Source organism: Xanthomonas albilineans (assembly GCF_002939705.1).
GTDB lineage: Bacteria > Pseudomonadota > Gammaproteobacteria > Xanthomonadales > Xanthomonadaceae > Xanthomonas_A > Xanthomonas_A albilineans.
In genome coordinates this window covers 22470-36742 of record NZ_MDCB01000022.1, presented here as the reverse complement: position 1 = coordinate 36742, position 14273 = coordinate 22470, and the positions used below count along the sequence as shown (strand labels likewise).

Annotated in this window: 12 protein-coding genes; 4 read left to right on the top strand and 8 right to left on the bottom strand. The window is 66.5% G+C overall.

What is annotated here, in order from left to right:
- Positions 1-180: hypothetical protein (locus XalbCFBP2523_RS16875; RefSeq protein WP_211286567.1), on the bottom strand; the 180-nt coding region annotated here is incomplete at its 3' end.
- A 297-nt stretch (positions 181-477) separates the two neighbouring features.
- Between XalbCFBP2523_RS16875 and XalbCFBP2523_RS14705 the strand changes: the two genes are divergently transcribed.
- From XalbCFBP2523_RS14705 to XalbCFBP2523_RS14690, 4 genes are read left to right on the top strand one after another with little or no spacing between them, the layout of a single operon-like run.
- Positions 478-1209: a DUF3348 domain-containing protein gene (locus XalbCFBP2523_RS14705; RefSeq protein ID WP_045766125.1), complete on the top strand. Its 732-nt coding sequence runs from the start codon at positions 478-480 to the stop codon at positions 1207-1209.
- A 10-nt stretch (positions 1210-1219) separates the two neighbouring features.
- A complete protein-coding gene (locus XalbCFBP2523_RS14700) occupies positions 1220-3316 on the top strand; it encodes a DUF802 domain-containing protein (RefSeq protein ID WP_045766126.1) in 2097 nt (698 codons plus the stop codon).
- Positions 3313-3963: an OmpA family protein gene (locus XalbCFBP2523_RS14695; protein WP_045766127.1), complete on the top strand. Its 651-nt coding sequence runs from the start codon at positions 3313-3315 to the stop codon at positions 3961-3963. The genes XalbCFBP2523_RS14700 and XalbCFBP2523_RS14695 overlap by 4 nt, the downstream gene beginning before the upstream one ends.
- Complete coding sequence (locus XalbCFBP2523_RS14690) at positions 3953-4651, top strand: DUF2894 domain-containing protein (RefSeq protein WP_045766128.1); 699 nt, start codon at positions 3953-3955, stop codon at positions 4649-4651. The genes XalbCFBP2523_RS14695 and XalbCFBP2523_RS14690 overlap by 11 nt, the downstream gene beginning before the upstream one ends.
- Before the next feature lie 246 nt (positions 4652-4897).
- Here XalbCFBP2523_RS14690 and tkt read toward each other — a convergent pair whose 3' ends face one another.
- The 7 genes from tkt to XalbCFBP2523_RS14650 all read right to left on the bottom strand — a co-directional run bounded on the left by tkt (position 4898) and on the right by XalbCFBP2523_RS14650 (position 14223).
- Complete coding sequence (tkt, locus tag XalbCFBP2523_RS14685; protein WP_045766796.1) at positions 4898-6898, bottom strand: transketolase; 2001 nt, start codon at positions 6896-6898, stop codon at positions 4898-4900.
- A 247-nt stretch (positions 6899-7145) separates the two neighbouring features.
- Positions 7146-8894, bottom strand: a complete 1749-nt coding sequence (locus tag XalbCFBP2523_RS14675; protein ID WP_045766130.1) for a BatD family protein — start codon at positions 8892-8894, stop codon at positions 7146-7148.
- Positions 8891-10714: a VWA domain-containing protein gene (locus tag XalbCFBP2523_RS14670; RefSeq protein WP_045766131.1), complete on the bottom strand. Its 1824-nt coding sequence runs from the start codon at positions 10712-10714 to the stop codon at positions 8891-8893. Before XalbCFBP2523_RS14670 ends, XalbCFBP2523_RS14675 begins: the two co-directional genes overlap by 4 nt.
- Complete coding sequence (locus XalbCFBP2523_RS14665) at positions 10711-11730, bottom strand: vWA domain-containing protein (protein WP_162484478.1); 1020 nt, start codon at positions 11728-11730, stop codon at positions 10711-10713. The genes XalbCFBP2523_RS14670 and XalbCFBP2523_RS14665 overlap by 4 nt, the downstream gene beginning before the upstream one ends.
- 11 nt (positions 11731-11741) lie before the next feature.
- Complete coding sequence (locus XalbCFBP2523_RS14660) at positions 11742-12197, bottom strand: DUF4381 domain-containing protein (protein ID WP_045766132.1); 456 nt, start codon at positions 12195-12197, stop codon at positions 11742-11744.
- On the bottom strand, positions 12194-13135 hold the full coding sequence (locus XalbCFBP2523_RS14655; RefSeq protein WP_235430172.1) for a DUF58 domain-containing protein: 942 nt from the start codon (positions 13133-13135) through the stop codon (positions 12194-12196). The genes XalbCFBP2523_RS14660 and XalbCFBP2523_RS14655 overlap by 4 nt, the downstream gene beginning before the upstream one ends.
- A gap of 68 nt (positions 13136-13203) precedes the next feature.
- On the bottom strand, positions 13204-14223 hold the full coding sequence (locus XalbCFBP2523_RS14650; RefSeq protein WP_045766134.1) for an AAA family ATPase: 1020 nt from the start codon (positions 14221-14223) through the stop codon (positions 13204-13206).
- Between the last annotated feature and the right edge of the window lie 50 nt (positions 14224-14273).

Sequence of the window (14273 nt, the reverse complement as noted above, 5' to 3'; positions counted from 1 at the left end):
CGGCACGGCGGTCAGGATAAGCGTGGGCGCGGCATGGGACGGCGTGGCAACAGGAGATCGCACAGCCATGGTTTCACCTGTGGGAAGGGAAAGAAACAGCCTACTACCCAGTGCGTGATCGCAATAGCGCGGTGCCGGCTTGGCGCTGCTCAGGCGCCACGCGAGATGAGCTGCCATCATGGCACCCGCGTCCGGCATGCGTAGCATCGCGTAAGCGGCAAGCGATGGACATCAGAGAACTGGCTGCTGCTGGGTAGGAATTTTCCTACAGCGTGGTTTCGTACCAACACGACACTGGCAATCAGGTCACTTCCGAGATGTTTCGGCAAGTCAATTTGGTGGGCCGTACCGCCGCTGCATCCGCAGCCCGCCGACATGAACGGTGAGGGTCTGCCCAGCCCATTTTTGACAGAGTGCGACAACACCTCCAAGCGAGCCTTTCATTGACGTGTAAAATGACGCGTTTTGATCGCTCGCATGCAGAAACACTCTCCACGGTCGCCTGTCCCGGGCCCGGCCTTCATTCGCCAACTCGCGCGTTTCGGCGACGCGCAGCTACCCGCGTCCAGCCCCGCGCTGGCCGAGCGGCTCGGCCAATGGATCGACTGGAACCGCGCAGTCGCCGTGTCCAGGGCATTGGACGGGACATTGCCCGCCCCTGCCACCGCGTCCAACCCGCCTGACGTCGCCGCGCTCCAAGCGCAATGCCGCAACGCGCGCGCGACACTGGAAGCGGCCATTGCCACCGACCTCGCCAAGGAAACCGGCAGGCCCAAGCGGACCCACCAGACCGACACGACCGTTGCCGCGATCGACTACGCCCCCTTCCGGCAACGCTACCTGTCGCTGCAAGGCGCGATCCTCAGCGCCAGCGGGCGACTGCGCGGCCTGCTGCGCGACGCGCTCGCTCAGGTCTCGGCCGACATGGCACGGCTGGCCGACGTGGATGCGGTCATGGAACAGACCCTGAGTCCGCGCGAGCAAACCCTGTTGGCGAACGTGCCGAACCTGCTGGAACAGCATTTCCAGCGCCTGCGCGCCGCCGCGTCACCGCCCAACGACAACGCCACCACGCACACACTCCCGGCAACGCCCGACGAGGCATGGCTGGAGCGCTTCCGCCAGGACCTGCACGACATCCTGCGCGCCGAACTGGACGTTCGCTTCCATCCCATCGAGGCGCTGCTCTCCGCGCTTCGCAGCCGCTGACCGGACTTTCATGCACAAGACTCTTTTCCATATCGCCGTCTTCCTCGCCGGCCTCGCCGTCGTCTGCTGGATCGGCTTCGGTTATCTCGACTCCAATCCGCTCGGCGCTGGCTTCGCCGCGCTGATCGGCGTGTGCTACCTGGCTGGGGTGGCGGAGTTGTACCGCTACCGCCAGGCCAGCGCGACTCTGGTGCAGGCACTGGACGATGCCGACACCGCGCGCACCGATCTGGACGGCTGGCTGCAACGGCTGGACCCGAGCCTGCGCAACGCAGTGCGCCTGCGTATCGAAGGCGCGCGCGCGGGCCTGCCGGTACCCGCGCTGACGGCATATCTGGTTGGCTTGCTGGTCCTGCTGGGCATGCTCGGCACCTTCCTCGGCATGATGGCCACGCTGCGCGGCACCGGCTTGGCGCTGGACAGCGCGAACGACCTGGACGCCATCCGCGCCGCGTTGGCGGCGCCACTCAAAGGATTGGGATTCGCCTTCGGCACCTCGATCGCCGGCGTGGCCAGTTCGGCGATGCTCGGTCTGCTTGCCGCACTATGCCGACGCGAACGGCTACACGCGGTGCAGCGACTGGACCTGCTCAGCGCCACCGCGCTGCGCGCGCATTCGCAAGCGCATCAACGCAACGAAGCCTTGCAACTGCTGCAAACCCAAGCCGCACTGATGCCGACCCTGGTCGAGCGGCTGCACACGATGATGAGCGCACTCGAACACCATAACGCGGCCAGCGGCGAACGCCTCGCCGCCCACCAGGACGCCTTTCACCGCAGGACCGAGGTTGCCTACACGCGTCTGGCCGGCGCAGTCGAACATGCGCTGCAGACCGGCGTGGACGCGCACGCGCGTGCGCTGGGTGAGGCGCTGCAGCCGGTGGTGCAACGCACGCTGGAAGGTGTGGCGCACGAGAGCGCGACGCTGCAGGCCAGCGTCGGACAGGCGGTGCAACGGCAACTGGACGCACTGACGAGCGGCTTCGCGGACGCCGCCGCACATGCCACGCAGCGCTGGGACACCGCGCTGGCCGAACAACACCGTACCAACAGCGCATTGCTGCAAGAAATGGCCAGCGCCCTGCAGCGCGCTGGCGACGGACTCGAACAACGCGCCACCACGCTAGTCGAGACCCTCTCGGCCCGCCTGCAAGCCGCCAGCGACAATGCCCGGCAAGCGTGGGACGATGCGCTGGCGCGACAGCAAGTACTCAACGACAGCCTCGCAGCAGATAACGCGAAGGCGCTGGACACGGCCGCGTCGAACCTAGAGCAACGCACGGTCGCACTGGCGGACACACTGCGGCACGCACACACCGAATTGCAGGACGCGCTGGAAGTACGCGATCAGGCGCGCCTGAGTGCCTGGACCGACAGCTTCGCCCGCATGAGCACCACGCTCGGCGAACACTGGGAACACAATGGCGAGCGCATCGCACAGCGTCAGCAAGACATTTGCGACACCTTGCAAACCACCGCCGCGACAATGTCCGCACACAGCCAAGCGCAGGCGCGCGAGACCATCGCCGAAATCGCACGATTGGTGCAAATCGCATCGGAAGCGCCGAAGGCCGCCGCCGATGTCCTCGCCGAACTGCGCCAGGCGCTGTCCGACAGCATGGTCCGCGACACCGCCATGCTGGACGAACGCAACCGCTTACTGGCCACGCTGCACACCTTGCTCGACGCGGTCAATCACGCCTCCACCGAGCAACGCAGCGCGGTGGACGCGCTGGTCGCCACCTCGGCGGACTTGCTCGAACGCGTCGGCAGCCGTTTCAGCGATCGCATCGAGGCGGAATCCGACAAGCTCGGCAACGCGGCGGCGCAGATCGCCGCCAGCGCCACCGAGGTAGCCAGCCTCGGCGAGGCCTTCGCCGGCGCCGTGCACGCCTTCGGCGCATCGAACAACGCCTTGCTGGAGCGGCTACATGGCATCGAACAAGCACTGGACAAATCCCTGGCACGCAGCGACGAACAACTGGCTTACTACGTGGCGCAAGCGCGTGAGGTCATCGACCTGAGCATGCTTTCGCAGCGACAGATCACCGAGGAACTACGCCAACTCGCCGCACCTCACGCACCTGACCAGGCCAACGTGGCATGAGCGACGAGCTGGATATCGAAACCGATGCCGGCACGCCGATCTGGGCCGTGTTCGGCGACCTGATGTCGGTGCTGTTCGGCGCATTCGTGCTGATCCTGATCGGCGTGATCGGCGTGCAATTGCAACTGTCGAGCAAACTGGACGCGCAGATGCGCCAGCAGCAACGCGAAGCACAACAGCGCAAGACGCTGGAGCAGGCACTGGCCGCACCGCTGGCCGCGGGCCGGGTGACCCTGGTCGATGGCCGCATCGGCATCCGCGGCAACGTGCTGTTCGCGCTGAACTCCGACCAGTTGCAACCGCAAGGCCGCGACCTGCTCGACAGCCTGGCCACACCGCTGGCCGGCTACCTGAAAGCGCGCAACGAGATTCTGATGGTCAGCGGCTTCACCGACGACCGCCAGGTGCGCGAAGGTAACCGCCAGTTCGTCGACAACTGGGAACTGTCCGCCGAGCGCGCACTGACCGTGACCCGCGCCCTGATCGATGCCGGTGTGCCGGCCGACGCAATCTTCGCCGCCGCATTCGGCGCGCAACAGCCGGTGGCGTCGAACGCGGACGACGCCGGACGCGCCAGCAACCGGCGCGTGGAGATGGCGCCGCTACCGCGTCCTAACAAAACCGCTGCACCAGCGCATGCACCCTGATCCCACCGACCTCGCCACGCGTCTGGCTGCCTGGCACGCGCAACAACGCGAGCGTCAGGACACCCTGCACTCGCGCTTCATCGACGCACTGGCGCGACGGATCGGGTATCACCAAGGCCAGGCGCGACACCTACTGGAACAGAAGCTGGTCGCGCTGCTCGATACCGATGCCGAGGAACCGGCCAAGGTGCCGCCGCAGATCCGAGCGATGGCGGCGTCTGCCGCCGAGTCCGACGCCATTGCGGCCTCCACCACACAGACAAGCGCGCGTACACCGCAACCTGGCCCGCTCGGCGCACTGCTTGCACAACGCAGCATGCTCGCCGCAGACATGCTGCGCACCGATGCCATTGCCTCTCCGCTCACCCCGATCCCAACGCCGCAACTCCAAGCACTCGAAGACGCGCGCCAGCTGTGGACCGAATTGCGCAGCCGCAGCCAATTGCGGCAATCGCTGCGGCAGGCGCCAACCGACGCCGGACCACTGAATTCCGGGGTCCTGGTACACCGCGCACTGACGCTGATGCGCACGCTCTCGCCCGGTTATCTGCAACACTTCCTCTCCTACGTCGATACGCTGTCCTGGCTGCAGCAACTGCACGACGACGGTGTGCTCGCCAAAGCACCCGCCCCCAACAGCACACCTACAGCGAAGCCAGTACGCGGCAAATCGCGCAAGCGCGGCTGAGCGCTCTCCCAGACGTAGGAACGCTGAAAGGGAGTCACATGGTATCGGGGAATCCATTCGAAGCGTTTTTTCAAAATCCGCGTATTGGGCTCTGCGCTATCGGTGCCCACGCGACAGCGACTCACGAATTTTGTTAGCCAATCTAAACAGCAACACTGCAAATAGCCGCGTAAAGAACTAACGCGGCACACAAAAAGCGGGCCAGCCTGTATCGGCCCGCTGTTGCCCGCACGCGACGCGTTCGCCCTACAGCGCGCGCGCCGCCGCGACCACGTGCTCGACGGTGATCTGGAAGTGTTTGTACAGCACCTCCGCCGGCGCCGAGGCGCCGAAGCTGTCGATGCCGACCACCGCGCCGTCCAATCCCACATAGGCGCGCCAGAAGCCGGTGACGCCGGCCTCCACCGCCACGCGCTTGCGCACCGCGTTGGGCAGCACCGACTCGCGGTAGGCGGCGTCCTGGCGGTCGAACACATCGGTGCATGGCATCGACACCACGCGGGTCTTCAGGCCCGCAGCGTCGAGCGCCTGCTTCGCCTCAATCGCCAGACCGACTTCCGAGCCGGTGGCGATCAGAATCACCTCGGGCGCGCCACCGGCAGCATCGGCCAGCACGTAACCGCCGCGCTCGATCTGCTGGATCTGCGCGTCGCTGCGCGGCTGGTGCGGCAGATTCTGCCGACTGAACACCAGACAGCTCGGGCCATCCTTGCGGGTGATCGCAGCCTTCCAACTCACCGCCGATTCGACCGTGTCGCAGGGACGCCACACATCGTTGTTGGGGATATAGCGCAGCGCAGCCAGATGTTCGACCGGCTGATGGGTCGGGCCGTCTTCGCCCAAACCAATCGAATCGTGGGTGTACACGTGGATCGCATGCGCCGGGATCAACGCGCTCATGCGCACACCGTTGCGCGCGTAATCGCTGAAGACCAGGAAGGTGGCATCGAACGGAATGAAGCCGCCATGCAGCGCCAAGCCGTTGGCGATCGCGGTCATGCCGAACTCGCGCACACCGTAGTACACGTAGTTGGCATTCGGATCGTCGCTGGCGACCGATTTACTGGCCTTCCACAAGGTGAGGTTGGAATGAGCCAAGTCGGCGGAGCCGCCCACCAATTCCGGCAACAGCGGCGCGAATGCCTCGATCGCCATCTGCGATGCCTTGCGCGAGGCGATGCTCTGGCCCTCGGCCGCCTGCTTAGCGATGTAGGCATCGGCCTGGACGATGAAGTCCTCCGGCAGTTCGCCGTGCGAGCGCCGGATCAGTTCCGCCGCTTCGGCCGGATATTGTTTGGCATACTTGTCGAACGCCTGCTCCCACTCGGCCTGGCGCAGCGTGCCGGCGCCACCGGCGCGCCAACCGGCGTAAATTTCCGGCGGAATTTCGAACGGGCCATAGGGCCAGTTCAGCGCCTTGCGCGCGCCCTCCAGTTCGTCCTTGCCCAGCGGCGCGCCATGCGAGGACTCCTTGCCAGCCTTGTTCGGCGCACCGAAACCGATGGTGGTGCGGCAACAGATCAGGGTCGGCTTGTCGCACTCGGCCATCGCGCTCTCGATCGCGACCGTGATCGCCTCCGCATCGTGGCCGTCCACGTCGCGCACCACTTGCCAGCCATAAGCCTCGAAGCGCGCCGGGGTATCGTCGCTGAACCAGCCGGCGGTGTTGCCGTCGATGGAGATCTGGTTGTTGTCCCAGAACGCCACCAACTTGCCCAGACCCCAGGTGCCGGCCAGCGACGCCGCTTCGTGCGAGATGCCTTCCATCAGGCAGCCATCGCCCATGAACACCCAGGTGCGATGGTCGACGATCTGATGCTCGGGCCGGTTGTAGCGCTGCGCGAGCAGCTTCTCGGCCAGCGCGAAACCGACCGCGTTGGCAAAGCCCTGACCGAGCGGACCGGTGGTGGTCTCCACGCCAGGAGTTTCGCAGCGCTCGGGGTGGCCGGCGGTCTTGCTGTGCAACTGACGGAAGCGCTTGAGTTCTTCGATCGGCAGGTCGTAGCCGGACAGATGCAGCAACGCGTACTGCAGCATCGAGCCATGACCGTTGGAGAGCACGAACCGATCGCGGTTGAACCACTGCGGATTGTTCGGATTGTGGCGCAGGAAGTCGTTCCACAACACTTCGGCGATATCGGCCATGCCCATCGGCATGCCAGGATGACCGGACTTGGCGGCCTCCACCGCATCGGCGGCAAGGAAGCGAATCGCATTGGCGAGTTGGCGGCGGGTAGGCGTCGTCATGAGGGCTCTGTCGGCAGCGGGCGCGTGGCGTCGGGTCTGGCATTGTCCCACAGGCGGCGGCATGGCATGTCGGGGCGGCACACACCATGTACCGTTCGCAGGCGAGCCGGCGCGCGCCGAACACCGCGCCAATGTCGCCATCGGACTGCGCACCCAACACACGGCGGAGCATCGCAACGACTCCGGTACACGCATCTCCTGCCCTGCGCTGGACAACGCCATGCCTGCCAGCAAATGCGATTAGACATCAGGCGTCGCGCGGATAAAGCGGTGGCAGATCGTCGCGGGCGCGCACAGACCGCCCCTGTTCACGCCAATGCGGCCCGGATGCGAACGCGGCGCGCAACGCGGCGCGCGCGCCAGGCACATCGCCTACGACGCCCCAGCGCGCGCGCTGCATCCGCAAGACGGCCTCGCGCTGCGCGGTGTCGCCCAGCCGCAGCACCAACGCATCGAGATCGGAGACACCCGCCTGGGCGCACAGCAACATGACGACCTCATCCAGACCACCGCTATCCAACGCCTTGCGTAGCTCGGCCAGGCCGGCACGCGGAGGTGGCAGCGCAGCGGCCGCGACTGGCATCGCCGGCATTGCGGCGGCTATGCGTGCGCGCCGCACGCGACGCCAGGCCCAGACCAAAGTCGCCAGCCAGAGCAGCGCAAAGCCCAGCGCGAGCGCCATCCACAGCGCCACCGAGGCGAACGGCGCGGGCTGCGCAGCCGACGTCACCACCGCGCTGTCGGCCGGCGCCGCACTCAGCGCCGGTGCCGTGGGACTGACCGGCGGCGGCGCGGGCACACCCTGGCCAGGCTGCACCTGCAAGGTCAGATCCGGCAATACGGCCTCACGCGCAGCGCCGACGGCCACATCCCACCATGGCATCTGCAGGCCATGCAGCAGCAACGGCCCCGCGCTCTGCGGCACGATCGAATAACGTCGGGTGATCGTCAGCTCCGGGCCACCATCGACAAAACGCTCCTGCACCTGCGGCGGCTCGGCGAACACCTGCGCGCCATCGGCACTGGGGGTCGGCAATTCCGGGAACTGTGCCTGGGTAGCACCGCGCGCATGCGCCTCGACAACGATATCCGCCGCCTCGCCGGCCTTCGCACGCTGCGGCGTGACCGTGTAGCGCAAACGCAACGCATGTAACGGCAACCAAGGTTGCGGCGCGTCGGCCGGCTGCGCGCGTACCTGCAAGGTCTGCGCCGCGCTACGCGCGTTGAGGTCGCCACCACGACCGAAAAAGTCATCGTCGAAGAGACCACTCGGACCGTGCCCAACGAAACGTGCGCCGGGCAACAGCAACGCACCACTGCGCTCAGGCACCAGCAGATAGTGCCGTTCGATCACCGTGTACATGCGTCCGTCGATCTCGCGCCGGCTCTGGATATCGTCGCCAATGCGTTGCAACGCCGCACCCGCAGGTGCCTGCAGATCCAGCTCGCCCGAATTCAACGGCACGCCCAGGTACAACCGCACCACCACGCCGACGCTCTGCTGCACATACGGCTGCGCGTCGTCCACCAGCGTCTGTACGAAGACGTTGGCATCGCCAAGCGCCGCTGGATCACCCGCAGTGGCACCGGCCGGCGGCGGCGCCGCCGCTGCTGCCGCCGCAACCTGCAAACGCAATGGCGCCGTCTGCTCATTACCAACCCGCAACGACGGAATCTGCAAAGTGCCGCTACTGCGCGGTGTCAACATCACACCGAACAACGCCTTGACCGAGACCATACCGTTGACGACCTGCACCTGCCGGCTCTTGATCTCGTTGCTGAGGATGAACTGCGCACGCAGCGGCGCGTAGTCCGGCAGCGCTGTCGTCTGATCGGTTTCGATGTTGAGGGTGACGCCTTCGCCAGCACTGACGCTATCGCGGTCCAGCCATGCGCGCGTGGCCGCAGCCACCGGCATCACCGTCAGCAGCAACGCGACCAATAGCAGCAAGGCAACACCGTGTGCGCTCCGGCAATGTCGCTTGAAGTCGATCATGGTCCTTCCCGCTGTCTGCGTTCGTGTTCGAGCATGAATTTGGTGCGCAGCAGATTACCGGGATCATCCGGCACCCGTCGCAACCATGCCTCTACTGCCTGGCGTTGCGCGCGCTGCTGCGGAGTTTCCTTAGCCGCCTCGGCGGCACGCGCTGCTTGCTGATCCGCCGCGCCCTGCCGCGCCATCGCTTGCTGCATCTGCTGGCGCTGCGCAGCGTCGGCCTGTTGCTGGGCCTTGGCATCGCTAGGCGTCGGCGGTGTTTTTTGCATATCGCGCTTCTGCGCAGCGGCTGAATCGGCGTGTCGCTGGTCAGTTTGCTGCTGAGCGTCGTTTTTTTGTTGCGATTTGGCGTCTTGCTGTTGGGCGTTTTGCTGCGAATCTTTCCCTTGTTCGCCCGTTTGCTGCTGGCTGTTTTGTTGATCGCCGTTGTGCGACTGACCCTTCTGCTGCTTCGATCGATCCTGCCCCTGCTGGCCCGATTGCGGAGGCTGCGCCGAGGCTTGACGCTTGCGCGCCGCCTCCACCGCCGCGCGATTGGCGATCGCATCGGCCATCTGCGGGTGCAAGGTCAACGCCTTGTCGTAGGCCGCGATCGCTTGGTCGTAACGGCCCTGACGCGCCAGCGCATTACCCAGGTTGTACCAGCCGACATCGCTGTCGATGCCCTCGAACTGCTGTTGCGCGGCGGCGAAATCGCCTTTCCGATACGCTTGCACCCCCGTATCCAGGCGCTGCTGCCGGACCTGATCGGGACGCCGCCACAGCGCATCGCTGCGACCCGCATCCGCCGCCTGCGCCAGTCGTGGCGTCGCCAACGGCAGCAGCACGCACAGCAACACCAGCGCGGTACCGCCACGACGGCGGAAGGCGAACAACGCCAGCAACATCAACGGCGGCAGCAACCAGTAGCCCTGATCCAGCCAAATGCGGCCCTGGCTTTTATCCGCCTGCGTCGCCTGTTGATCCTGTGGCCGCAGTACACCCAACGCGCGCAGATCCGCATCGTCGGGCGTCACCCCTGCGTAATCGCCATGGCCCGCCGCCGCCAGCGCACGCAACGACGCTGCATCCAAGTGCGCATGACCCAAACCACCCTGGACATCACGGTAAGCGGCGCCCTGTGCGGTTCCCAGCCCGAGTGCGCAGACGCGGTAGCCCTGGCTGGCCGCGCGCGCGGCCGCCTGCTGCGCCTGAGCATCGGCCTGGTCGCTAAGCAGCAGGATATCCCCATGAGAAAAACCCGCCTGATGCAGCAACTGCGCCGCCCAATCGATCGCCAGATCGGTACGTTGCCCCGCCACCGGCATCACCTGCGGCGACAACGCATCCAGAAACAAGGCCACGTTGCTCGCGTCATCAGTCAACGGCGCGACGGTATAGGGTTCGCCGGCATAGGCAAGCAATGCCACCTCGCCACCGCTACGCTCTTTCAGCAACCTTGCCAACTTCGCGCGCGCCTGCAGCAAGCGCGATGGCGGCAGGTCGCTGGCCTCGATGCGCGAGGACAGATCCAGCGCGATCACCAACGGAATGTGCGACTGCCAAAGCGGCTGCGCTTCCTCGCGCCAACTCGGTCCAGCCAGCGCCAACACAGCGATCAAATAACCAAGCGCTCCCAGCCACAGTCCCAGCGAGCCCTTGCGCCCAGCACGCGCAAGTAGATGCGGTAGCAGATGCGCGTCCACCGTGCGCCGCCAGAGGTCGCGACGGCGACGACGGCGCCACCAACTCCAGCCCAGCAGGGGCAGTAACAACAGCGCCCACAACCACTGTGGACGCAGCAGGTGCAGCGCATGCACAACGTCCATCAATGCATTCATTGACGCCTCCACGGCCACACGAACGCCGCCAACGCCAACACCAGCGCCGCGCTCAGCGGCCATACGTAACGTTCGATGCGTGGGCGCACCGCTGGGCCCGCCGAGCGCACCGGTTCCAGCCGATCCAGTTCGGCATAGATCGAGGCCAGCTGCGCAGTGTCGCGTGCGCGAAAGAAGCGGCCGCCGGTGTCCTGCGCGATCTTGCGCAAGGTGTCTTCGTCGACCTCGTCGTCGCCGCCGCTGCCAGGGATCGGCATACCAAACAGCGACATGCCACCACCGTCACCACCCAACGCAATCGTGTACACGCGCACGTGCTCGGCCTTGGCCAGTTCGGCAGCCTTGAGCGGATCCAGCACACCAGCGGTGTTGACGCCATCGGTCAGGAGGATCAGCACCCGCTCACCTTGCGGTTGTTCGCGCAAACGTTTGACCGCCAGTGCGATCGCGTCGCCCAACGCGGTTTCGCGGCCGGCCAGGCCGACCACGCTGTCGCGCAACTGGTCGCGCACGGTGGCCAGATCGGCGGTCAACGGAGTCAGCGCATAGGCCTGCTGGCCGAATACCAGCAAGCCGATGCGATCGCCGTCGCGGCGATCCAGGAAGTCGGCCAATACCGCTTTGGCGGCGGTCAGGCGATCGACCACGCGCCCCCCCAGACGCATGTCCGGGTCGCTCATGCTGCCGGACAGATCCACCGCCAGCATCAGTTGCCGTGCCTGCTGCGGCGGTGCGATCGGTTCCCCCAGTTGCAGTGGGCGCGCCGCCGCCGCGCACAAACAGAACCAGGCCAGCCACGCCAGCCAGACGCTGGCGCGCCACAGGCCACCTCGCGCCGATGTGGCCGCCACCGCCTGCAAGCGCTCGCCGTAGGGCACGCACAAGGCCGGTGCATCGCCCCGGCGCGCCGGCAACAGCCAGCGCGCCAGCAACGGCAACGGCAACGCCAGCCACATCCATGGCCAGGCGAATCCGGTCAACATGTCGGCGGCGGTGTGCCAATCGTGCGAGAACATGCTCATCGCCATCATCTGCGCCGCGCCGCCATCAGCTCAAGAAAGCGCCGCCGCGCCAACGGTAGCAGTGTCTGCACCTGTGCAGGTTCCAGCGTGCGCCGATACCCCCCATCGAGCAGCAAGCGCCCCGGACCGGCGGAAAACTCCTGGCGCTTGGCGCCATCGAGGAAACGCAGCCATGCCTCGCCCTGCAGTATTGCGGCGGCAGGGTCGCTACGCCGTGCTGCACGCCGCAGCAATTCCGACACCGCAGCGACTTGTGCGGGAAGCGCGCTGCCGCGCAATGCCGCATCGAATTGACCCTGCCAACGTTGAACACGCCGACGCTTGCGCATCGCCAAAAACACGGCGCCCCCGATGACCAGCAACAGCAGCGCGCCCACCATCCACCAGCCAGGCGCCGGCGGCCACCAGGACGGTGCGGGCGGCAGATGCACATCACGCAGCGCTAGGTGTTGCGGACTCATCCGTTTACCGCTCGTGGCCCGGATGACAGCAACCAGGATTCGCTGGGCGCGTCGCTGCGCAGCACCCGCACGCGTACCCCACGACCAGGCAACTCGGCCGCAAGGGTTTCCAGCGGCTGCACGAACTGCTCGCGCCAACGTTGTCGGGCGTGGGCGGAAAGCAGATCGACCTCGACCCGACGCCCGCCGGCCCAGAACGGCAGTGCCGCGCGCGGCGGTTGCAATTCCAGTGCATCGGTCAACAGCAGCAGTTCCACATCGTTGTGCCGCGCCAGGGTCGCCCAGCGCGCTGCCGGGACTGCCTTGGCACTGGCTGGATCAGCCAGCACCACCAGTCGGGATCCCGGACGCAGCACCATGGCCGCATGCTCCAGAGCCACGCCCAGACCTACATCGTCCTGCGGCGGCTGCGCATACCAACGCACCAACGCATCCAGCACACGCAGGACACCACGCTGCCCCGATGCTGGCGGCACCGGCGCTTCGCTGCGACTACCACGCAAGGCCGCCAGGCGATCGCCCTGCCGCTGCGCGGCCCAGGCGGCCACTGCCCCGGCACGCGCTGCCTGCACCGACTTGAAACGCACCCGAGTGCCGAAGTACAGCGATGGCGCGGTGTCGGCCACGATCAGGCTGAGCCGTTCGCGTTCGGCCTGGAACACCTTGGTATGGGTGCGACCACTGCGCGCGGTGAGCCGCCAGTCGATATGACGCACATCGTCGCCCACCACGTATTCGCGCGACTCGGCATAGTCCATGCCGCGCCCACGCAATGCCGATGGCGCAGTGCCACTGAGACCATGCCGACCGCGACGCGGCGGCGGCACCCTGGCCACGGCGGCACGCAATGCCACCAATTCGGTCAGGTTAGGGCGAATCCCCGCCTCGCCCGAAACCGCTGCCTGAGGCATGCCCGACGCTGCCGACTGCACTGCCATCGCCCCCTACCTCGCCAGCACAACAGCGGCGCGCGCCCGCGCGCCGCTGCGATCTTCCCCAGCCATGTTCACGGCGGCGGCACCTTGTCCAACAGGGCAGCGACCAAACGATCGCCGTCCCAGCCCTCGGCGGTGGCCTCGTAGCTGGGCAACACGCGGTGGCGCAGCACATCCGGCGCGACCGCACGTACATCGTCGGGAGTGACGAAATCGCGCCCGGCAAGCCAGGCGCGCGCACGCGCGCAACGCTCCAGCGCAATCGAGCCACGCGGGCTCGCGCCCCAAGCGATCCGCCGCGCCAACGTCGCGTCGTAGCCGCTGGCATCGCGCGAGGCCAGCACCAGTTCGATCAGATAACGTTCCAGCGGCGGCGCCATATGCAAGGCCAGCACCGCGCGGCGTGCCGCGAATACGTCGTCCAGCGGCATGCGCGGTGGTAACGCCTCGCCAGCCTCCAACGTCTCGCGCGCACGCTCGCGGGCCAGACGCAGGATCTCCGCTTCGGCCGCCGCCTCCGGATAGCCGATGCGCACGTGCATCAGGAAACGGTCGAGTTGCGCCTCCGGTAGCGGAAAGGTGCCTTCCTGCTCGATCGGGTTCTGTGTCGCCATCACTAGGAACAGCTTGGGCAAGGCATAGGTGTGCCTGCCAACCGTGACCTGGCGCTCGCCCATCGCTTCGAGCAAGGCCGACTGCACCTTGGCCGGTGCGCGGTTGATCTCGTCGGCGAGCAGAATCGGATGGAAGATCGGTCCTGGCAGGAACTCGAAACGGCTTTCCTGCGGACGCCAGACTTCGGTGCCGGTGAGATCGGCCGGGAGCAAATCCGGGGTGAACTGGACCCTGGCGAAATCCGCTTCCAGGCGCGCGGCCAGTGCACGGATCGCGGTGGTCTTGGCCAGGCCGGGCGCCCCCTCCACTAGGAGATGACCATCGGCGAGCAACGCGATCAGCAGGCGCTCCACCAAGGCCGACTGGCCGACGATGGTCTGGGTCAAGCCCTCGCGCAAGGCGACGAACGCGGCGTACAAGCGCTGCTGCTCGGACGCGGCAGACGAAGAATCGAAAGTTGGGGATGGCGTGTTCATGTGCCGAGTTTGACCGATCCTGGCTGAAATGGTTCCGTGCGTCGCAAATC

Bases quoted from the DNA above. Each gene is read 5' to 3' on its own strand.
- XalbCFBP2523_RS14705 (WP_045766125.1), top strand. From the start codon at position 478: ATGCAGAAACACTCTCCACGGTCGCCTGTCCCGGGCCCGGCCTTCATT.
- XalbCFBP2523_RS14700 (WP_045766126.1), top strand. From the start codon at position 1,220: ATGCACAAGACTCTTTTCCATATCGCCGTCTTCCTCGCCGGCCTCGCC.
- XalbCFBP2523_RS14695 (WP_045766127.1), top strand. From the start codon at position 3,313: ATGAGCGACGAGCTGGATATCGAAACCGATGCCGGCACGCCGATCTGG.
- XalbCFBP2523_RS14690 (WP_045766128.1), top strand. From the start codon at position 3,953: ATGCACCCTGATCCCACCGACCTCGCCACGCGTCTGGCTGCCTGGCAC.
- tkt (WP_045766796.1), bottom strand. From the start codon at position 6,898: ATGACGACGCCTACCCGCCGCCAACTCGCCAATGCGATTCGCTTCCTT.
- XalbCFBP2523_RS14675 (WP_045766130.1), bottom strand. From the start codon at position 8,894: ATGATCGACTTCAAGCGACATTGCCGGAGCGCACACGGTGTTGCCTTG.
- XalbCFBP2523_RS14670 (WP_045766131.1), bottom strand. From the start codon at position 10,714: ATGAATGCATTGATGGACGTTGTGCATGCGCTGCACCTGCTGCGTCCA.
- XalbCFBP2523_RS14665 (WP_162484478.1), bottom strand. From the start codon at position 11,730: ATGTTCTCGCACGATTGGCACACCGCCGCCGACATGTTGACCGGATTC.
- XalbCFBP2523_RS14660 (WP_045766132.1), bottom strand. From the start codon at position 12,197: ATGAGTCCGCAACACCTAGCGCTGCGTGATGTGCATCTGCCGCCCGCA.
- XalbCFBP2523_RS14655 (WP_235430172.1), bottom strand. From the start codon at position 13,135: ATGGCAGTGCAGTCGGCAGCGTCGGGCATGCCTCAGGCAGCGGTTTCG.
- XalbCFBP2523_RS14650 (WP_045766134.1), bottom strand. From the start codon at position 14,223: ATGAACACGCCATCCCCAACTTTCGATTCTTCGTCTGCCGCGTCCGAG.